Below are 19,639 nucleotides of genomic sequence, written 5' to 3' on the forward strand. Positions count from 1 at the left end.
GCTCACTCCTCGTCGCGCAGCCGGGCCGCCAGGGAGGTCAGCGGCTCGGTCTCCTCGGTGTGGCCCAGGGCGGTCAGGTGGGAGACGGCGGCGTCGAGGCGGGTGAGGGCGGGGGCGGGGCGTTTCAGGTAGAGGCCCTCCACGGCACCCGCGAGGCGGACGCACTCGGCCCACTCACCGACCCGGTCGTCCTCCGGCCCCGGCTCGCCGAGCAGGGCGAGGGCCCTCTCCAGGGCGGTCAGCGCGTCCTCGTACGCGCCGGCGTACGCGTTGACCCGCCCGTGTTCGTAGGCCAGGGCGCTGTCCAGGGAGCGGCCACGCGCCTCGAACCCGGCGGCGCGGGCCTCGTCGGCGATCCGGCCGGCGTCGGCGAGGAAGACCAGGGCGTCGGCCAGGCCCTCGGCGCCCTGCTGCTGGGCCTGGAGGCGGGCGAGTTCGCGCAGGGAGTTGCTGAGCAGTTCGTAGCGCGGGTCCCGGGCATGGGCGGCGATCGCCTGGTCCGCGGCCTCACGGGCCGGGCCGAACTCGCCGGACTCGCCGAGGAGTACGGCCGTCTCCGCGGCGATCATGGCGTGGCTGCCCGGATCGTCGTCCCACCCGGCCGACTCGGCCGCGAGCGCGGCGAACTCCGCCGTGGCGGCCTTGAGGTCCTCCCCCGCGCGCAGTGCGCGGGCCCGGGTCAGGCGCAGCTGTGCGGCGAGTCGGTCGTCCAACTCCCCGGCGGCGACGTCCGGTTCGGCCAACAGGGAGTCGAGCAGGGCGATGCAGTCCTCGACCCGGCCCAGGTCGAGGCTGAGCTGGGCCGCGTTGCTGTAGGTGCAGAACGCCTCGATCCGGCTGCCCTGGCGAAGGTCCGCCTCCGCCGAACGCGTCAGGTGCCGCAACGCCTCGTCGGGACGCCCCAGGTGCATGCACGCCTCGGCCAGATCGCCGTGCAGGCGGGTGGTGTCGACCGTGTCGGCCGGCCAGTCGGCGGCCAGTCGCAGACCTTCGGTGAGGTCCGCGTACGCGGCCTCGGGGTCCCGGAGGGCGAGCTGGAGCCGGCCGCGCAGTCCAAGGGTGCGGGGCAGGTGCCAGGCCGGGCCGTGCGCCTTCAGCCGGTCGAGGAGGGCATCGATCTCGGTGACCGCGGCGGGCAAGTCGCCGGAGATGGCGTGTGTGCTGGCCCGCAGCATCAGGGCGCCGGAGATCTGCCCGGCGACCTCGTGCCGGGTGGCGAACGCGTGCAGCAGATCCGCCTCGGCGAACACCGGCGCGACGTGCTCCTTGCTTCCCGTCGTCTGCAGGCGCAGGCCGAGCGCGGTCGCCCGCAGCCGCAGAAGGCGGGCCTCCTGGTAGGGGGCGAGGCCGGTCGTCTCCTCGTGCAGGCGGACCATGGACGTGTGGGCGGCGGTCAGCGCGGCCGCCTTCGCCTCGGCTCCGTCCGCGTCCTCCGCGGGGATCTGGGCGGCGGCGAGCAGGGCGGAGGCGCGGGCGACTGCCGCGTGACCGGGCTGTGAGGCGTCGTCGTAGAGGGCCGCGGCCTCCTCGTTGAGCGCGGCGGCTTCGGCGAAGTCGTCCTTGTTGGCCGCCGAGGTCGCCTCTTCGGCCAGCAGGTCGGCGCGCAGCTGGACCAGCGGGCCCACGGCAGGGTCGTCGGGGTGGGTGTAGTCGCGGGCGGCGACGAGCGTGCGCAGCCGCGCGAAGCAGGCCTGGGCGTCCGGATGTCCCTGTTCCTCCAACTTCCTTGCCTGGAGGATGAGTTCGGGCAGCGAATCGGGAACGGCGGCGGCCGTACGGGAGGCGGGCGCGGCAACCGGGGCGGCCGGGGCGACCTCGTCGAGGCTGCGGGTGCGCAGGGTCAGTTCCAGCGCGTCGAGGAGGGGTGCCCGGTCGAGGCGGACCTGGCGGCGGTTGGTGTGGGTCGACGTTCCGTTGCGGGCGTCGAAGCGGGCGGCGAGGTCGTCCGCGCGGCCCCGTACCTCGGTGTGCAGCCCGGACACCGTCCAGGTACGGCCGGCGTATCCGGCGGCGGGCAGTTCGCCGTGGCCGAGGAGCTCGACGCGCTGGAGGAGGACCTCGACGCCGGTGAGGAAGTCGAGCTGGTCCAGGGGCGAGTCGACCTCGTCGAACAGGTTCCGGTTCTCGGCGAGCAGCTCCAGGCCGCGGGCCTCGTTGCCGGTCAGCGCGCAGAACTCCAGGTGCCTGCCGACCTCCCCGGACATCGCGGGGTTGCGGCGGCAGCCGCGGTAGCCGACGAGGTGCAGTTCGCGCGCCCGGTCGGCGTGGCCCGTGCGCAGCAGGGGAAGCAGCGCGTACGACAGGGAGCGGGCCGGCTCCTCCTGGCAGGACTCCTTCCCCGCCAGGACGGGCTCCCAGGTGCGCAGCGCCCGTTCGTCGTCGCCTGCGGTGAGGTGGAACAGCGCGCGCTCGCAGATCTCGCAGGCCTCGCAGTCGCTGAGCCGGGTGCGGGCGCGGCCCGCCCACAGTTCGTAGGCGAGAGCGGTGTCCTCGCCTACATGGGCGGCGAGTTGGTACGCCTGTCCGTAGTAGGGCTGGAGGCCGAGCCCCGCCTTCTCGTAGCGGTCGCGCATCTCCGTCAGCCACTGGCGCAGGCTGGCCAGCGGTATCTCGGGCAGCTGGCGCAGGGCGTGGCCCACCCACTTGAACCGCCAGAACACCATGTGGCGCAGGCGCTCGTCGAAGACGTCGGGCTGCTCGTCGAAGAGGGTGAGCAGCCGGGCGAAGACGACGGGAGACTTCCGGGGTTCGGAGCCGTAGGTGTACGCCTCCTGGAGTTCGAGGAGGGCGTGGACGAGCGGGACGGTCTCCTCGAACTGCTCGGCCGCGTCGACGAGTTCCTCGGCGGTGACGGTGCGGGTACGGCCGTAGGGACGCTCGTCGTTGGCCTGGAGCGCCTGGTACAGCTCGTCGGTGGTCTGGATCGTGGTGGGCATCGTCAGCTGTCCTTGCGGAGGGCGTGGGCGAGGAGGTCGAGGAAGGAGCGGTTGATGAGGCTCGACTCGGCGGGCCTGAGTGGGCGGCGGGACAGCATCGCGGCCTGCCCGTAGAGGGCTTCGGCGCTGGTGCGGGCCAGCTCGGGCTCGCCGATGGCGACGGCGGTGCGCACCAGCGGGTTGAGCTGATTGAGGATCAGCTGGGCCCGCGGGGCCTCCTGGCGCAGGGCGCCGAGGATGTCGCCCCACACGCCGCCCTGCTGCTCGCGGGCCAGCTGCGAGCGGGTGCGTTCGTGCCGGGCCTCACGGCTGTCGAGGAGGAGGGCGGGAGCGGAGGCGGGCTGGAAGGTGCGCAGCGCGACGTCGCAGTCGAAGACGGCGAGGGCGTCGCGGGCCTGGGCGAGATAGGCCGCGGCGGCCAGCTCCGTCTCCCGGTCGACGGGGTCGAGGTGGGCGGTGAGGGTCGCCGGGTCGAGGTCGGCGACGCTGACCTCGGGCCTGATCTCGGGCAGCCGGTGGACCAGTTCACGGTCGTAGGTGTAGCCGCCGTTGACGACGCCGAGCCCGGCGGCCGAGGCGATCGCGGCGACCTGTCGGAACTCCTCCACGCTCGAGGTCACGAGGACGGTGCGGTGGGTGCGCGCGAACTCGTCGAGGGTGGCGTGTCCGTCGGTGGTCTCGAACGGCAGCCAGGGCAGCAGCATCCGCATGATCTCGTCGTCGTGCACCGCGAGCGACTTCACGGCCAGGTGGTGCACCTGGAGGAAGCGGCCGAGCAGCTCGGGGTCGCTGGCGGCGGCCCGGGCGATCCATGCGCGCAGCCGTTCGGCGAGCGCATCGCGTACGGCGGCCAGGGTGTCGTCCTCGTACAGGGACTCGCGGGACGCCGTCGGGCGCAGGCTCTCGGCGTCGACGACACAGCGGACGAAGAACGCCCAGTCAGGCAGGATCTCCTCTGCCTGCTCGGACAGCAGCATGCCTTTGACGTGCACACGGTGGCCGTGGCGGCGCCCGGCCGGTATCGCCTCGGGCAGCACGCATGCGATGCCCTTCAGGCCCACGGCCGGCAGGTCCAGCTCGATGGTGTCCAGCGGCGTGAACCCGAAGACCTCCTCGCCGTAGGCGGCCAGGGCACGGGAGCGGGCTCCGGGGGTGGGGTGGGTGCGCGCCCAGGGCGCGGGATCGGGGTTGACGGGTGCGGCCTGGCCGCCGGGGCCGCCGGTGCCGTCGTCGAAGGTCACCGGGTGGCGCAGCAGGGAGCCGAAGTGCCGGGCCAACGCGTGCACCTGGGCCGGGCGGGTCCATTCGCCCGCGTCGGCGCGGGGCGTCAGCGTGACGGTGGTGCCGGGCCGGGGGCGGGCGGAGGCGGGCAGCGTGCGGACGGCGTAGCTGCCGTCGCCGCGTCCGCGCCATTCCACGGCGGGGGCGTCGGGGGTGCGAGCCGAGCGGCTCACGACGTGGATCTCGTCCGCGACCAGGAAGCAGGAGAGCAGGCCGATGCCGAACTGGCCGATGAAGTCGGCTCGTTGGTCGGCGATCTGCTCAGCGCGCTTGCTGCTGCGGCCGATCGTGGCGAGGAAGGTGTGCACGTCGGCCTCGGTGAGACCGACGCCGTCGTCCTCGACGCGTACCACGGAGCCGTCGGCGTAGAGGCGGATGCCGAACGCGTCGGCGGGGGCGCCCGGTTCGAGGCTGTGCCGGGCGGTCAGCGCGTCCACCGCGTTCTGGAGGAGCTCGCGCAGGTAGACGCGGGGGCTGGAGTACAGGTGGTGGGAGAGGAGGTCGACGAGGCCGCGCAGGTCCACTTGGAAGGTGCGGTCGGTGGTGGCGTGGTCGGCGGGGTCATGGCGCAGAGGCATGGGGCAGTCCGGGGAGAAGGGAACGGCGGGGGGTGGGCGATGGTCCGGCCGGGACGGGCGGGGACCGTGCGGCCTTCGGCTCAGAAGGCCTTGCGGAAGCGTGCGTAGGCTTTCTGGGGGTCCGCCATGAAGGTCCACGGCCACTCGGTGAAGACACCGTCCAGTTCGCGGAAGACATTGGAGGCCTTGCTGCTGCCCGCCAGCGAAAGGGCCATGGCGAAGATGTTGTAGTCGCCCTGCCAGCCCAGGCGGCGTTCGTACGAGTGGTGCAGGATGCTGCGCTCCGCGGCCTCCCTCAGCTCGGTCCGGATCCGCGGGTCTTGCAGGCAGTCACGGTTGTCGGACTCCACCCACTCCTCGATGTGCGCCATGGCGACCACACAGCCGAGACGGTGCCCGTCGGGCGCGCCGGCGAAGGCCTCGCGGGCGAACGCCAGGGCCTGGCCGGGCTCGCCGCTCCACCGGGGCTGCAGCTGGGACACCCACTCGATGTGGGTCTCCAGGTCCAGTGGGTCGCGGCGCAGGGCGGCGTCGCGCCGGGTCTCGTTCACGGCCGGGCCCAGGGACATGCCACGGCCGGAGGTGAGGAGGCGGCGCCACGGGGTGACCCAGTCCGGCCGCAGCTCGGCGGCCTCGAGCAGCTGTTCCTCGGCGATCTCGAGCCGCTCGTGGAAGACGCGCCACTGCTCCTGCGTGACGTTCACGGCAAGCGCGGAGGTGCGGGCCTCCCAGCCCCAGCTGATGTGGCGCGCCCCGGATATCAGCAGGGCGGTCGCCCGGTGCTCCTTGTCCTCCGCTACGGCCCGGCCGATCCAGTCCTGCACACCGTCCAGGTCGGCGAGCTGGCCCAGAACCGCGTGCTCGCGGCCGAGATCGAAGGGGGCAAGGGCTTCCTTGACCGCCTCCCAGTCACCGGCGTCGGCCGCCTCCACCAGCGCGAGCACCCGCGTGTCCCCGAGGGCGCGCAGCGGATACGTCCCGTTCTTCTGTCTGCGCGGGACGGGCAGGGCGTGCGGATCCGCCACCGGTCTCTCCGCATCCCTGCCGAACAGCTTGCCGAACATGCCGCGCCCTCCCCTGGTCCCGCGTGATCGTCCGGTGCAGCATAAGCGGGCCCACTGACAGCGCTTCCACCGGGTTTTCACCGGCACTTCACCGGTCCGGCGCCCGCGGACGGCTCCACGTTTCTGGCTCGGGAGGGGGGCCCGGTCTCCGGGGGGCGCCCTCAGGCCCGCGTCGGCCTCCGTCGCGCGCGGTGCGCACGAGGGCGTGGCACAGGCCCTGTTGGGCGGGGCCTTCGTGCGCGGTGTCCTTCGGATGCCACGGGGCGGGGGTGCACATCCGGGCAGGCCCGGGAGTTCGAGGCCCTCCACCGTGCCGTCGGCTGCCCGTGAGGTGACCCGAGCCCGGCGCCGAGGCGCTCCACCCGCGGATGGAGGCAGCAGGACGCGTCCGCGCGCCGGGGGCCCAGCGCACCTGTCCTGATCCAGGCTGCCGCCGAGGGCGACGGGCACCCGGTCGACGACGGACGACCGAGGGCTTTTCCGGCCACGGATAGGTTGCCGGAGACGACGTCGAGCACTCCTGGGAACAGTCCGGCCTCAGTGGCGGCGCAGTCCGGACAGCCGAGTCCGGGGTCACCGAGTGGACGGTCACGTACCCGAGTACACCCCCAGGGAAGGCCGCTGAGCTGCTGGGTCACCATCGGGTTCCCGAGGCACCGAAAAGTGCGTTCTTCCATGTCAGCGAACACTCTCCTACGGTTTCCCAGTAACTATTGGAGACCAGGGCTCATGGGGCCCGACCATGGAGGCGTAGAGGATGGCCATCACCTTGCTGAATCCCGGCGGACTGCCGGAGATCGATGTCTACCGGCAGGTGTCGATCGCGTCCGGTACGAAGCTGGTCTTCGTCGCCGGGCAGGTCGCCTGGGACGCCGAGGGCCGCACGATCGGTGAGGGTGACCTCGCCGCGCAGGTCGAGCAGTGCTACGTCAACATCGGCACGGCCCTGGCCGAAGCCGGCGGTTCCTTCGACGACGTGGCGAAGCTGACCCTGCACGTCGTCGACTGGACGCCCGACAAGATGCCCCTCCTCCTGGAGGGAGTGTCCCGGGCGGCCGCGCGACTGGGGGTCACCCCGGTCCCGCCGGCCACGCTGCTGGGCGTCGCGGCACTGGACGTCCCCGACCACTTGGTCGAGATCGAGGCCGTCGCAGTTCTCGACTGAGCACGGTCCCCCGGGGACGTGCGCCGCACCCGCGCGGGTCGCCGGTGCGGCGGCCGTCCGTCACCGCGACGAGGAGGTCTTCGGCATGGGCAGCCCGCACCTGTGCCTGGGCAACCTCCTCGCCCCCACCGAGTTCCGGATCATGTTCGAGGAGCTGATCCAGCGTCTCGCCGGCCCTCTCGTTGTGCGTGTGCTTCCGCGAGGAGGAGGTAGGCGGCCGCCGTCCATGTGTAGGCGCGGTCGCGCAGGCCCGTGCCCGTCAGAGCGTCGAAGTTCTCCGCGAAGCCGTGCTCCTCGCACAGGACGCGGAAGCGGCCGCTGATCTCGTCCGCCAGCCGGTGGTGCCCGCCGCGCCGCAGGCCGTCCTCGACAAGAATGGTGGCGGGGGCCCAGATAGGGCCGCGCCAGTAGCCGTCGGCGAGGTAGTGCGGCGAGTCCGGCAACTCGGTGGCCAGGCCGTACGGAGTCAGATGGGCCTCGATACGGCCGGCCAGCACCTCACCGATCTCGGGCGGCAGATGCTCGCCCAGCACGATGGGCATCAGGTCGAGCAGGCTGGAGGTGCCCCAGGTGTCCCCGCTGTCGACGCCTTGGGCGACGAACCGGTCGCCCGTCCAGAGCTCGTCGAGCATCGCCTGCTGCGTCTCCTCGGCGGCCCGCGTCCACCGCCGGGCGTCGTCCGGTCTCTCCAAATGCGTTGCCAGCTCAGCGAGTTCCCGCAGTTGAAGGGTGAGGAAGGCGGCGAGGTCCGCGGTGACGACCACGCGTTCGGGGTCGAAGGTGGTGGCGTTGTCCCAGCCGCTGTCGTTGCCGTGCTGGTAGTGCGGCAGGGCCGCGCCGGGGGCACGGCGGGCGGTGAGCCAGAACTCCGTCCAGCGCTCCAGCCTGTCGTACGTTCCGGTGAGTTCCGCGTGGTCGGGAGGCGTGGGCAGCCGGCGTCGCAGATGACCGAACGCCCAGCCGTGGATGGGCGGCTTGACGAAGTTGTGGAGCACCTCCGAGTGGGTGACCGAGTCGGGCAGCGCCCCGGTCTCGTCCTGGTGGTCGAAGGGCAGCTGGAACTGGTCCCGGGCCAGCTCGGGGCAACCGGGGGCCAGGGCAAGGGCGTTGAAGCAGTGGTCCCAGCTCCACACCTTGTCCATCCAGTGCTTGGACATCAGGACGCCGGGCCGGGTGACCAGACCGGCCGGGCGTACGGTCGCCGACCACAGGACGTAGGCGGCGAGTTCAGCGGCCGGGGTGGCGGCCGAGCGCCAGGGGGCCACGGCGTCGACGAAGTCCGCGAAGGAGTTCCGCACGGCCTCGACGACCTTGCCGAAGGCCACCGTCGACACGTAGGGAGGGCGGGCGGTGTCGAGTTCCTCGACCGCGATCTCCCATCCCCCGTCCGCGTCGGCGACGGTGACACCGCGGTCGGCGCTGCCCAGCGCCTGGCTGCCGAACACGTCGGCCACCGTGCCGGAGAGCACCGAGACGCGGTACCGCCGTCCGGTCTCGTACGACGTGAACACGTAGGCGTCGGCGGCCGGTTCGCGGTAGAAGTACGTGCCGCTGAACGGGGTCAGCGTCCGGGCCGCCGCCGAGATCCGCAGCGGCACGCCCGCACCGCGCAGTCGTACGGTGTCCGGCGACTCGTAGGCGAGGTCGATGCGCCCGTCCGTACCGTTCCAGCTGAGCAGGCCCGGTGTCGCCTCGACGCGGGTCTCGGTCCGCTCGCCGGTCACGGGGTCGAGCGGCACGAGGCTCAGAACGGCGTGCATGCCGTTCTGGTGGGAGACGAGGTGGAGGTCCTCCGCGTACGTCTTCTCCGCCACCACGGGCGAGATGCCGAACCAGGATCCGTAGGTACTGAACGGGATGTCGTGGACGGAGAAGGCCGGGCCGGAGCGGTCGGCGGTCATGAAGGGGCACTCGTTTCTCGAGCAGGGATCGTCAGATCGTCAGGGGGAGGGGCTGCGCCGCGGGGGTCAGTCCTTGACGGCGCCGGCGGTCACGCCGGCGGCGACGTAGCGCTGGGCCAGGACGAGGATGACCGCGGCGGGCAGGGAGGCCACGACGGCGGTGGCCATGATGGCGTTCCACTGCTGGTTGTTGTTGCCGATGTAGTGGTAGATGCCCAGGGTGATCGGCTCGTGGGCGCCGCCGCCCGCGAGAGTGCTGGCGAAGATGAAGTCGGACCAGGACCACAGGAACGCGAACAGGGACACCGTGACGACGGCGTTGCGGCTCATCGGCAGGACGATGGACCAGAAGGTGCGCAGGGGTCCCGCGCCGTCCGTCCTCGCGGCCTGGAGGAGTTCGCCGGGGATGCCGGACATGAACGCGGTGAAGATGAGGACGGCGAAGGGGACGGCCAGGGTGGAGTCGGCGACGATGAGGCCGGGCACGGTCTGGAGCAGGCCGAGTTGGAGGTAGATGGCGTAGAAGCCCATTGCCATGATGATGCCGGGGATCATCTGGGCGGCCAGCAGGACGAAGCTCATGATTCCGCCGCCGCGCGGGCGCAGTTTGGCCAGTGCGTAGCCGGCGGGGGCGGCCAGCGCCACGGTCAGGGCGACGGTGCCCAGACCGATGACGAGGCTGGTGCCGAGGTAGGGCAACTGCTGGTCGACGACGGCCCGGTAGCCCTCCAGGGTGACGTGGGAGGGGAACAGGTCCGGCGGGCTCTTGCGCATGTCCTGGTCGCGGGTGAGGGACACGTTGATCATCCAGTAGACCGGGAAGAGCATGATCCCGGTCAGCAGCAGACCGAGGGCGGTCTTCAGACCCTTGCTCATGACAGCGCCTGCTTTCGCTGGACCCGCACATAGACCAGGCCGAAGACCAGGGCGGCGACCACGAGCAGGTTGCCGACGGCGGCGCCGGGGCCGAAGGCTGGCAGCAGGTTGCCGAAGCCGAGCTGGTAGGACCAGGTCGCGAAGGTGGTGGACGAGTCGGCCGGGCCGCCCTTGGTCATGATCCAGATGATGTCGAAGACCTTGAGGGTGTAGACCAGGCCCAGCAGCAGGGTGATGGCGGAGACCGGGCGCAGCAGTGGGAAGGTGATGCTCCAGAAGCGCCGCCAGGAGCCCGCGCCGTCGATGGCCGCCGCCTCGTACAGGCTGCCGGGGATGGACTGCAGGCCGCTGTAGAGGACGACCAGGTTGAAGGGGACGCCGATCCAGATGTTCGCGATGATCACCGAGGTCAGCGACCAGGACGGCGAGGTCAGCCAGTTCACCGGGCCGATCCCGACGGCGTGCAGGACGGCGTTGACGATGCCGGAGTCGCTGTTGAGCATCCACGACCAGGTCGACGCCGACACGATCAGCGGCAACAGCCACGGCACCAGGAACAGCGCCCGCAGGGTGGCCGAGAGCCGGAAGTTCTGGTTGAAGAAGACGGCCAGCGCCAGGCCGATGGCGTACTGGAAGACCAGACACACGCCCGTGAACACCACGGTGTGCAACAGGGCCGGTGCGAAGGTCGGGTCCTCGAAGACCCTCCGGTAGTTCGCCAGGCCCGTGAACGGGGCGTCGCCCTGGACGAACGAGCGCACGGTGTAGTTGCGCAGGCTCAGGTCGAGGTTGCGGTACAGCGGGTAGGCGTAGAACAGGACGAGGTACAGGGTCACCGGGGCGAGGAAGGCCCAGGCGGCCCACTGCGGGGAGGCGGGGCGGCGCCCCGCCTCGGGGGCCGCGCCCTTGGAGTCGGTCCGCGGGCGCGGCACTTGTGTCGTCTGGCTCATCAACTGGCCCCGGGGTGTGCTCACTTGACGGCGGACTGGGCGTCGGTCAGCGCGTCCTTCGGGGACTTCGAACCGCTGAGCGCGGACTGGACGGCCTTCCACATCTGCTCGGAGATCTTCGGGTACTTGGTGCCCAGGTCGTCACTGGTGCGTCCCTTGGCCGCCTTGACCGCGTCGACCCAGGGCTTCAGCTCCGCGTTCGCGGCCACCTGCTTGTCCTGGACCTCGCTGGTGGGGGCCACGTAGGACAGGGTGGTGTCGGTGTCGTACAGGTTCTGGGTGCTGGTCAGGCAGGTGGCCAGCTTCTGGGAGGTGGTGTAGCGGCCGGTGTCGTCCTGGACCGGGAGGGTGACGAACTCGCCGCCGGTCGGGGCGGCGGCGCTGCCGCCGGAGGCGCCGGGTATCGGGAGCACGCCGTAGTCGAAGCCGGCCTTCTTGGCGTTGGCGAGCTGCCAGGTGCCGTTCTCGGCGAAGGCGTAGTCGCCGGTCGCGAACTCCTGCCAGCTGGTCGTCTGGGTGTTGTTGAGGACCGAGTTGGGGGCGTAGCCGCCCTTGACCCAGTCCTTCCACAGGGAGAGCGCCGACTCGCCCTGGGCGGAGTCGAGTTGGGTCAGCTTCGCGCCCGCGCCCCAGAACCACGGCAGGAACTGGAAGCTGCCCTCCTCGGTGCCGATCGCGGAGAAGGTGATGCCCTTCTTGCCGGCCTTCTTCACCTTCTCCAGCGCCGCCGTCAGGGACGCCCAGTCCTTCACCGAGGCGATGTCCACGCCGGCTTCCTTCAGGACCTTCTTGTTGTAGTAGAGGGCGAGGGTGTTGGCGCCGATAGGGGTGCCGTAGGTCTTGCCGCCCGACTGGCCGGCGGCGAGGAGGTTGGGGTCGACCTTGGAGGTGTCCAGCTTGTTGTCGTCGGTCGTGGTGAGGACGCCCGCCTCGGCCAGGGTCGAGACGACCGGGTTGTCGACGATGAGGATGTCCGGGGAGTTGCCCTGCTGGGCCGCCAGCAGGGCCTTGTTCGTCAGGTCACTGGTGTCGAATCCGGTCCGCTTGACCTTCACACCCGCCTCGGTGCCGCACTTGTCCAGCAGGTTCGTCCAGGCCGAGCCCTTGGCGAACTGCGGGTAGGGGTCCCAGACGGTGTACGTGCCGCTGTCGGCGCCCTTGGTGCCGCTGCTGCCGGAGCCGGAGCCGCAGGCGGTGACGCCGGTGGCGACGGCCAGGGAGATCAGGACTGCGGCGGTCGGACGGCGTCGTCTGGAGAAGGTGTTCATGGCGGGTTCCTTCGGTTCGGGGCATGCGGGTGCCGCGGCGGTGGGTCGCGCGGAGAAGAGGGCACCGCGAACACGCCGTCGGGTAACGGGCGTTCGGGCGTGAAGCGGTGTGACGAGTGCTCGGGGGAGCTGATCAGGTCTGCGGGGACCCCGCGGGCCCGGTGCTGGCCCGCAGCGAGATCGGTGGGATGAGCAGGTGCTGCCGGGGCGGCGCGTCGGAGTTGTCCAGCCGCTCCACCAGCAGGTCGACGGCGAGCCGGCCCATCTCGGCCGCCGGTACGTCCGCCGCGGTGAGCTGCGGGGTCACTGTCTCCGCCCAGCGGTTGGCGACGATCCCGGTGATGGAGAAGTCGCGCGGTACATGGCGGCCCGCGTGGGCGAGCCCTCGGTAGAGGCCGCCCAGCGCGGCCTCGTTCAGGGTGACGAGGGCTGTCGTGGCCGGGTCGTCGTGCAGGATCCGCTCCACGCAGGCCTGGCCCGCTGCGGCGTCGTCCCCGCAGCAGTACGTCCGCACCGTCAGCCCGCGTTCGGCCGCGGCCTTCGTGAAGCCGTCCAGTCCGCGGTGGGCGGACTCGTACCCAGTCCTCAGGAGTTGTTCGGGCCGGTTGACGAAGGCGACTCGGCGGTGGCCGAGGTCCGCGAGGTGATGGACGCAGGCCGCCGCCAGCGCCGTGTGGTCCAGGCCGACGTACCAGCCGTCCTCCGGGTGGGCGGTGCGGCCGATGGCGACGGAGGGGAAGCCGAGCGCGGCCAGGTGATCGGCCCGGTCGTCCTCCAGCCGGATCTCCATCAGGATCGCGCCGTCGACCCGCCGCTCCCCCAGCAGCCGCTGGAAGGAACGGTCGCTGTCCATGCCGCTGGGCGACAGCAGCACGTCGTAGTCGTAGGCCGCGGCGGCCTCCACCACACTGCCGATGAAGTCGAGCTGCATCCCCGTGTAGTGGTTCCCGGCCGGCGGGAAGACCAGGCCGATGGTGCTGGTCCGCCCGTTGGCCAGGGCGCGGGCGCTGGCGCTGGGCTGGTAACCCAGTTCGTCGACGACCTGCTGGATCTTCCGGCGGGTGTCCTCCGACACCGGGCGCTTGCCGCTCAGTGCGTAGGACACGGTGCTGCGCGAGACACCGGCCCGTCGGGCGATCTCACCGATGTTCACGGCGACTCCTTGGGACGGGCGACCGGCTTGTCGAACCGGTTCGCGTGGAAGTGAACGTAGGAACTGCCCCGACGCCTGTCAATACCCTGAACCTATTCGCCGAGGGGGCGGGAGAGGGGCAGTGAGATCCCCGTGTCGAAGGGATTGCTGGCCCGATGTCCCGGTGCTAGCTTCGCCGAACCGGTTCGACACAGTCGCCCAGCGCGACTCTCTCGCACCTACCGTCACAGAGCCGCCGCACCCGCATCCCCCTACACGCGCCCTCCCCCTGCACACCTGCCTGGATCGAACCGATTCGACGGCGACTGAGACGGGCCGACGGAACCCGTTACTCGACGATTGAGGACGTATCCATGTCATCCGCTGACAGATCCACGCGCCGCCGCGCGCCGGCCGCCATGGCGCTGGCCCTCGGCGCGGGCCTGCTGGCCGCGCCCGCCGTCTCCGCGCACGCGGCCGAGGCGCCCGGGCCCGCCGCCCGCTACACCTTCGACCAGGACGACCTCGCCTCCGGAAAGATCACCGACAGTTCCGGCAACGGCCTGACGGCGAGCCTGGTGAACGGCTCGACGGCCCAGTCCGTCGTGGGTACGGACGGCGGCAAGGCCCTGGCCCTGCCCGGCGGGGCCCCCACCTCCGACGGCGCCTACGTCCGTCTGCCCCGCGAAGTGATCGGCGAAGCAAGCGACTTGACGGTCTCCGCCCGGGTGAAGTGGAGCGGCGACACGTCGTCCTGGCAACGGATCTTCGATCTGGGCACCGACACCAGCAAGTACCTCTTCAGCACGCCGTACAACGGCAACGGGCTGTTCCAGACCTCCGTGACCACCGGCGGAGGCGGCGCGGAGACCCAGGTCCGCGGCTATGCGCCACTGCCCGCGGACGCATGGCGGACGGTCACCGTCACCCTCGACACCACCGCCGGCCGGCTCACCACCTACCTCGACGGGGTGGCGGTCTCCTCCGCCGTGACCGCCATCAAGGCCAAGGACCTGCTGAGCGGTTCGGCGACCGCCGCCGGCTACATAGGCAAGTCCCTCTACCCGGACCCGCTGCTCAAGGGCGCCGTCGACGACTTCGCCGTGTGGCACTCGGCGCTGACGGCCGAGCAGGTGGCCGGCCTGGTCGGTGCGGTGCCGACCCTCCAGGAACTCTCGAAGACGTCCTTCGACGTCCGCACGACCGACGGGACCGCCCCGACCCTCCCCTCGGCCGTCCGCGCCACCTTCTCCGACGGATACGACCGCGACACGCCGGTCACCTGGGACGCCGTGCCGCCCGAGAAGTACGCCGAGCCCGGGACCTTCACGGTGGCCGGCACGGCGGCGGGACGCGCGGTGCGGGCGAACGTCACCGTGGTCCGCGAGGGGCAGCTCACCGTCGACCTCGGCTCGGACACCGGCGCGTTCCACGGCGGCGCCTCCGGCACCCTCTACGGCGTGTACGGACCGGACGTCCCCACCAACAACCTCATCGAGGGCATGGGCCTGCGCACGGTCTCCACCAAGGCGCAGGACGGTCCGCAGCACCCCGGCGCCGATGCGCTGGACGTGGTCAAGCCGCTCGCCGACTCCACCGACGGCGATGTCTACATCTATATGACCGACATCCACCGCGGCTTCCCGTACGAGTGGCCGGGCGACACCCCCGCGGAGAAGCTCAAGCTCTATGAGGAGAAGATCGCCAAGCAGGTCGACCAGGTGCTCCAGCTGCCGAAGCAGTACCAGGACAACATCGTCTTCGTGCCGTTCAACGAGCCCGAGGGCAACATGTTCGGCACCGGCCAGTGGAGCTACAACAAGGTCAGCTGGCTGAGCGACCCCGACGACTACTTCGCCGCCTGGGACTCCGCGTACAAGCTCATCAAGACCAAGATGCCGGACGCCCGTATCGCCGGTCCCAACACCAGCATCCTCTACGACCAGGTGAAGGGCTTCCTCACCCATGCCCTGGCCGCAGGCACCCTCCCGGACGTCATCACCTGGCACGAGCTGAGCCACCCGGAGGCGGTGCGCGCGAGCGTCGCCAAGTACCGGGTGTGGGAGAAGGAGTTGTTCAAGGGCACCGACCGCGAGGGCACTCAACTCCCCATCAACATCAACGAGTACGCCTTCAACTACCACACCTCCGTCCCCGGCCAGATGATCCAGTGGGTCTCCGCGATCGAGGAGTCCAAGGTGGACGCCGACATCGCGTACTGGAACATCGACGGCAACCTCTCCGACTCCGCGGTGCAGTCCAACCGCGGCAACGGCCAGTGGTGGCTGCTCCATTCGTATGCCTCGATGAGCGGGCACACGGTGGCGGTGACCCCGCCGTTCCCCGGCGAGAACTACACCATGCAGGGCGTGGCCACGCTCGACCAGAAGAAGAAGCAGGCCCGGCTGCTCTTCGGCGGTTCCACGGGCAAGGGTCACATCACCTTCTCGAACGTCTCGAAGAAGCTCTTCGGTGACCGTGTGCACGCCTGGGTGCGGGAGATCGAGTGGAGCGGGCAGGTCGGCGACTCCTCCGGCCCGAAGCTGCTCACGGAGACGAACCTGAAGGTCGCGGACGACGGCACGGTCACCGTCGACTTCGGTGCCGGCGCCCTGCCGACGCTGAAGGAGTCCTCGGCGTACGAGATCGTCCTCAGCCCGGCCGGGAAGGCGGCGAAGACCCAGTCCCCGCCGGTGCGTTGGCAGGGTTCGTACGAGGCGGAGGACGCGGCCCACACCGGGTCCGGCTACTCGAAGAACGGCCCGGAGGGTTCCACCTCCGACGTGTCGAAGTTCTACACCTCCGGCGGCTACGACGTGGGCGGTCTGCGCACCGGCTCGGACGTCACGCTCGACTTCACGGTGGACGTGCCCGAGGACGGCACCTACGACCTGAGCGTCTTCGCCAACTCCCTCAACACCTTCGACAAGGTGAAGGAGCAGGGGCCCACCAATGTCTTCCTGCGCGTGGACGGCCAGGCCGGCAGCGAGCAGCAGCTGTATCTGCCGCTCGGCTACAAGTGGGTGGTGTGGGACCACACCGACACCAAGGTGAAGCTCACCAAGGGCAAGCACACCCTGACGCTCGCGGCGAAGAGCCTGGACGGCAAGCGGGCGACGAAGGGTGACGCCATCGTCGACCGCCTCACCCTCGCCCTTCCCGCGGCCTCGGCCGGCACCCAGGTCTACGAGGGCGAACTGGCCTGGCTGAGCGGCGGGGCACAGCCCGTCTACACCCTGCCCGAGCGGGCGGCCACCGGCTCGGGCGCGGCCCGGCTCGCCAAGGGCCAGACCGCCACGTTCTGGGTGTACTCCCCCGCCGACCGTGAGGCCACCCTCGAGGTCGACACCCTCGGCGGCACCGGGGCGCGGCTCTCCGCCAACGGACATGACGTCCTGCGCCTTGCCAAGGACAGGAGCAGCGTCGCGGTCTCCCTCTCCGGCGGTGTCAACAAGGTGACGCTGACGGGCGGTTCGTCGGCCACCCTCGTCGACCGCCTGACGGTCACACCGACCGAGGGCGCGCTGAAGGCCCGTACGTACGAGGCCCAGGACGCGGTGCTCGCGGGCTCGGCCACGCTGACCCCGCTGGCCCTGGCCACCGACGGCACGGCGATCACCGGCATCGGCGGCGACCCGGGCAACGGCAACACCGCGACGTTCACCGTCACCGCGGACCGGGCCGGTCTGTACGCGCTGCGCGTCCGCTACTCCAACCCGGAGCAGTCCGAGGCCACCCACTACAACCCGGACCCGCTGGCCCGCCACGCCGACATCAGCGTCAACGGCGGCGAGGCACGACGCGTCGGCTTCCCGCACAGCTTCCACGAGGACAACTTCTGGGAGCTGACCGTCCCCGTCCCCCTGAAGAAGGGACAGAACACGATCGCCTTCCGTTCCGAGGAGCTGCCGAACTTCGACGGCACGACCTACGCCTCGGAGACCTTCCCCGGAGTGCTCCTCCGATCCCGGTACGCGCCGCTGATCGACCGGATCACCGTCGCGCCGTACTCGCGGGAGAAGTGATCACCACCGGCGGCGCCGTCAGGCGCCGCCGGTTCCTCCCCGTCCTGATGGCCGCCGCCCGCCCGTCGGCGGGGGCGCCGTCGAGGCGCGTACGACGAGCTCGACCGGTGGGTCGCTCGCCGGTGCCGGCTCGGCGTCCGGTTTCTCGATGGCCTGCACCAGGAGTCGCAGACCTTCCCGGGCCACGGCGTCGAACGGCTGGCGCACGGTGGTCAGCGGTGGGGTGACATAGGCGGAGACGGGGATGTCGTCGAAGCCGACGACACTCACGTCCTCCGGCACACGCAGGCCCGCTTCCAGCAGTGCGCGGATCAGGCCGACGGCCATGTCGTCGTTGGCGGCGAACACGGCGGTGACATCGCCGGCGGCGGCGAGTTCGCGGCCCGCCGTGTAGCCGGACGAGGCCGACCAGTCGCCCTCGATGACGGGCGGCTGTTCCCTGTCGCGTGCCGCGAGCGCCGCCCGCCAGCCCTCAAGACGGTCCCGGGCGGCGAACCACCTCTGTGGACCGGCCAGGTGATGGACCGTCATATGGCCGAGGCCCAGCAGGTGCTCGGTGGCGGCCCGCGCCAGTGACTCGGCACCGACGCCTGCCGCCACCGCGCGTGGACCCCCGAACGTCGCGGGCGCGCCGAGGACCAGGACGGGGACGCCGGCCGTGAGCGGCACCGGACCCTCGTCGATCGGTTCGGACACGACGATGCCGTCCACGCCCTGGTAGAGGAGCGACTCCACGGCCCCGGCGACGCCCGCCGGATCGCCCTCCTGCGTGTTGACCACCCGGAGCGCGTATCCCGCGTCCCGGGCGGCCCGCTCGATGCCGATGAGCAGGGAGGCGGGACCGTACAGAGCGGTTCCGAGCGCGACCACGCCGATCGAACGGGTACGTCCCGAGGCCAGCGCGCGGGCCGCGCTGTTCAGCCGGTAGCCGAGTTCCTCCGCGGCCTGAAGCACCCGTTCCCGCACATCGGCGGACACGTACCGCTCACCGTTGAAGACCCGCGAGACCGTCTTCTGCGACACGTCGGCCAGCCTGGCCACATCCACGGCACGCGGCGCGCCAGGGCTCTGGCCCTGTCCTCCCACTGGCGTCATTGCGTCTCCCGATGTCCGGCAGCTCGAATCCTACGCAAGCCGTTACCCGGTGTGGCCGTCGGAGCGGCGGCGGTGCAGCGTGAACGTCTCGAAGACCGACAAGTCGCCGCCGGGCTTGTTCACGTCGTAGTAGGTCACGTGCATGCGGGTGGTGTCACCGGCGTGCCGGCCGGGGTCGACCGTGAAGGCGGCGAAGCCGTAGGGGCGCTCGATGTCGCGGACCCCCGTCCAGACCGCCTGCTCCTTGGTGTAGGTGGAGGTGCGCTTCCCGTTGGCACCGGCGGTCGCCGACACCGCGGTGATCACCTTGGCGGTGCCGTGCTTGAAGAAGTTCTGGTTGGTGGTGTCACCGGTTCGACCCTCAACCCACACTCCGCGTGAGTCGAAGCGGCGAGCCTTGCCCGCACAACTCATCACCTGTCAGAATGGTGACGTGAATCTCGACCATGTCTTCGTGTGCGGCAATCCGGCCCTCGACTTCGCCGCGACGCTCCGGGCGCGGCGCTCGACGCGCTTCGAGATGTTCGCGGCGCCGGACAGGCTCGACGCATGGTATCGGGAGTCCGGGGTCGTCGACGCGGTCTCCCCGAGCAGCGAGGCCGATGTCGAGCAGGCGACGACCGTACGGGAAGCCGTGTACCAGCTGGTGACCGCCCGCCGGCTCGGCGAGGAGTACGACACCGGGGCGCTGGCCGTCCTCAACAGCGCGGCCCGCAAGCCGCCCGCGGTGCCCCAGCTCACCCCGTCCGGGCGGTGGACGCAGGCCGGCCCGGAGGAAGCGCTCTCCACGGTGGCCCGCCTCGCGGTGGAACTCCTGAGCGGCCCCGACGTACCCCTGCTCAAGGAGTGCGGCAACCCCGAGTGCACCCGCGTCTACGTCGACCGCTCTCGCGGCATGCGCCGGCAGTGGTGCGGCATGGAGTCCTGCGGCAACAAGATCAAGGCGGCGGCCTACCGGGCCCGGAAGAAGAGCGTCAGCCCATGACCGGTCCCGGAAGAGGCGGATCCAGCGGAGCGGCCCCTCCCCGTCCCGCACTCACGCGGGCCCGGCCAGCCTGAGGAGTACGGCCGTGCCGGCGCGCGGCAGACCGACGGAGAGCTTCCCCTCGGCCACGTCCCACTCCACCATGGCCTCGGCCCTCATGGGCTGGAGCACCTCCGGCCGCGACTCGACGCCGCGCAGCGGGAGGGCCGGATCCAGCGGAGCGGCCCCTCCCCGTCCCGCACTCACGCGGGCCCGGCCAGCCTGAGGAGTACGGCCGTGCCGGCGCGCGGCAGACCGACGGAGAGCTTCCCCTCGGCCACGTCCCACTCCACCATGGCCTCGGCCCTCATGGGCTGGAGCACCTCCGGCCGCGACTCGACGCC

At 71.1% G+C, this 19,639-nt stretch carries 14 protein-coding genes and 1 pseudogene; 4 read left to right on the forward strand and 11 right to left on the reverse strand.

All coding sequences use genetic code 11. From position 1 onward, the window contains the following. Positions 1-2: 2 nt before the first annotated feature. The 3 genes from AQJ46_RS24005 to AQJ46_RS24015 all read right to left on the reverse strand — a co-directional run bounded on the left by AQJ46_RS24005 (position 3) and on the right by AQJ46_RS24015 (position 5,859). On the reverse strand, positions 3-2,936 hold the full coding sequence (locus tag AQJ46_RS24005; protein ID WP_059207556.1) for a hypothetical protein: 2,934 nt from the start codon (positions 2,934-2,936) through the stop codon (positions 3-5). A 2-nt stretch (positions 2,937-2,938) separates the two neighbouring features. Continuing rightward, positions 2,939-4,795: an HSP90 family protein gene (locus tag AQJ46_RS24010; RefSeq protein ID WP_059207557.1), complete on the reverse strand. Its 1,857-nt coding sequence runs from the start codon at positions 4,793-4,795 to the stop codon at positions 2,939-2,941. An 80-nt stretch (positions 4,796-4,875) separates the two neighbouring features. After that, positions 4,876-5,859: a hypothetical protein gene (locus AQJ46_RS24015; protein WP_059207558.1), complete on the reverse strand. Its 984-nt coding sequence runs from the start codon at positions 5,857-5,859 to the stop codon at positions 4,876-4,878. A gap of 757 nt (positions 5,860-6,616) precedes the next feature. Here AQJ46_RS24015 and AQJ46_RS24020 point away from each other — a divergent pair. Beyond that, positions 6,617-7,024, forward strand: coding sequence for a RidA family protein (locus AQJ46_RS24020; RefSeq protein ID WP_059207559.1), 408 nt, complete (start codon positions 6,617-6,619; stop codon positions 7,022-7,024). A gap of 67 nt (positions 7,025-7,091) precedes the next feature. Continuing rightward, positions 7,092-7,226 (forward strand): annotated as a pseudogene (locus AQJ46_RS59085) (cytochrome P450); the annotation flags it as partial. Here AQJ46_RS59085 and AQJ46_RS24025 read toward each other — a convergent pair. The 5 genes from AQJ46_RS24025 to AQJ46_RS24045 form a co-directional block, all read right to left on the reverse strand. Then, a complete protein-coding gene (locus AQJ46_RS24025; protein WP_059207560.1) occupies positions 7,165-8,925 on the reverse strand; it encodes an amylo-alpha-1,6-glucosidase in 1,761 nt (586 codons plus the stop codon). The pseudogene AQJ46_RS59085 and the gene AQJ46_RS24025 overlap by 62 nt on opposite strands. Positions 8,926-8,991: 66 nt before the next feature. After that, positions 8,992-9,801 carry a carbohydrate ABC transporter permease gene (locus tag AQJ46_RS24030; protein ID WP_059207561.1) on the reverse strand — a complete coding sequence of 270 codons (810 nt, stop codon included), beginning with the start codon at positions 9,799-9,801 and terminating at the stop codon, positions 8,992-8,994. Beyond that, on the reverse strand, positions 9,798-10,751 hold the full coding sequence (locus AQJ46_RS24035; protein WP_059207562.1) for a carbohydrate ABC transporter permease: 954 nt from the start codon (positions 10,749-10,751) through the stop codon (positions 9,798-9,800). Before AQJ46_RS24035 ends, AQJ46_RS24030 begins: the two co-directional genes overlap by 4 nt. Positions 10,752-10,771: 20 nt before the next feature. After that, on the reverse strand, positions 10,772-12,019 hold the full coding sequence (locus tag AQJ46_RS24040; RefSeq protein ID WP_059207563.1) for a sugar ABC transporter substrate-binding protein: 1,248 nt from the start codon (positions 12,017-12,019) through the stop codon (positions 10,772-10,774). A gap of 133 nt (positions 12,020-12,152) precedes the next feature. After that, the gene (locus AQJ46_RS24045) at positions 12,153-13,172 is read right to left on the reverse strand and encodes a LacI family DNA-binding transcriptional regulator (RefSeq protein WP_059207564.1); all 1,020 of its coding nucleotides are present in this window, start codon (positions 13,170-13,172) and stop codon (positions 12,153-12,155) included. A gap of 398 nt (positions 13,173-13,570) precedes the next feature. On the opposite strand from AQJ46_RS24045, the gene AQJ46_RS24050 reads away from it, so the two are divergent. Beyond that, positions 13,571-17,176 carry a LamG-like jellyroll fold domain-containing protein gene (locus tag AQJ46_RS24050; RefSeq protein ID WP_059207565.1) on the forward strand — a complete coding sequence of 1,202 codons (3,606 nt, stop codon included), beginning with the start codon at positions 13,571-13,573 and terminating at the stop codon, positions 17,174-17,176. An 18-nt stretch (positions 17,177-17,194) separates the two neighbouring features. Here AQJ46_RS24050 and AQJ46_RS24055 read toward each other — a convergent pair whose 3' ends face one another. Both AQJ46_RS24055 and AQJ46_RS24060 read right to left on the reverse strand, forming a co-directional pair. Next, positions 17,195-18,271: a LacI family DNA-binding transcriptional regulator gene (locus tag AQJ46_RS24055; RefSeq protein WP_059207566.1), complete on the reverse strand. Its 1,077-nt coding sequence runs from the start codon at positions 18,269-18,271 to the stop codon at positions 17,195-17,197. Between the two features lie 42 nt (positions 18,272-18,313). Next, on the reverse strand, positions 18,314-18,643 hold the full coding sequence (locus AQJ46_RS24060) for a hypothetical protein (RefSeq protein ID WP_059207567.1): 330 nt from the start codon (positions 18,641-18,643) through the stop codon (positions 18,314-18,316). A 61-nt stretch (positions 18,644-18,704) separates the two neighbouring features. On the opposite strand from AQJ46_RS24060, the gene AQJ46_RS24065 reads away from it, so the two are divergent. Continuing rightward, a complete protein-coding gene (locus tag AQJ46_RS24065; protein WP_059207568.1) occupies positions 18,705-19,256 on the forward strand; it encodes a CGNR zinc finger domain-containing protein in 552 nt (183 codons plus the stop codon). Between the two features lie 51 nt (positions 19,257-19,307). Here AQJ46_RS24065 and AQJ46_RS55515 read toward each other — a convergent pair whose 3' ends face one another. Further along, positions 19,308-19,502: a hypothetical protein gene (locus tag AQJ46_RS55515; protein WP_159064047.1), complete on the reverse strand. Its 195-nt coding sequence runs from the start codon at positions 19,500-19,502 to the stop codon at positions 19,308-19,310. Between the last annotated feature and the right edge of the window lie 137 nt (positions 19,503-19,639).

It is taken from the genome of Streptomyces canus, assembly GCF_001514145.1.
Lineage (GTDB): Bacteria > Actinomycetota > Actinomycetes > Streptomycetales > Streptomycetaceae > Streptomyces > Streptomyces canus.

Coding starts and splice junctions, on each gene's coding strand:
- AQJ46_RS24005 (WP_059207556.1), bottom strand. CDS start 2,936: ATGCCCACCACGATCCAGACCACCGACGAGCTGTACCAGGCGCTCCAG.
- AQJ46_RS24010 (WP_059207557.1), bottom strand. CDS start 4,795: ATGCCTCTGCGCCATGACCCCGCCGACCACGCCACCACCGACCGCACC.
- AQJ46_RS24015 (WP_059207558.1), bottom strand. CDS start 5,859: ATGTTCGGCAAGCTGTTCGGCAGGGATGCGGAGAGACCGGTGGCGGAT.
- AQJ46_RS24020 (WP_059207559.1), top strand. CDS start 6,617: ATGGCCATCACCTTGCTGAATCCCGGCGGACTGCCGGAGATCGATGTC.
- AQJ46_RS24025 (WP_059207560.1), bottom strand. CDS start 8,925: ATGACCGCCGACCGCTCCGGCCCGGCCTTCTCCGTCCACGACATCCCG.
- AQJ46_RS24030 (WP_059207561.1), bottom strand. CDS start 9,801: ATGAGCAAGGGTCTGAAGACCGCCCTCGGTCTGCTGCTGACCGGGATC.
- AQJ46_RS24035 (WP_059207562.1), bottom strand. CDS start 10,751: ATGAGCCAGACGACACAAGTGCCGCGCCCGCGGACCGACTCCAAGGGC.
- AQJ46_RS24040 (WP_059207563.1), bottom strand. CDS start 12,019: ATGAACACCTTCTCCAGACGACGCCGTCCGACCGCCGCAGTCCTGATC.
- AQJ46_RS24050 (WP_059207565.1), top strand. CDS start 13,571: ATGGCGCTGGCCCTCGGCGCGGGCCTGCTGGCCGCGCCCGCCGTCTCC.
- AQJ46_RS24055 (WP_059207566.1), bottom strand. CDS start 18,271: ATGACGCCAGTGGGAGGACAGGGCCAGAGCCCTGGCGCGCCGCGTGCC.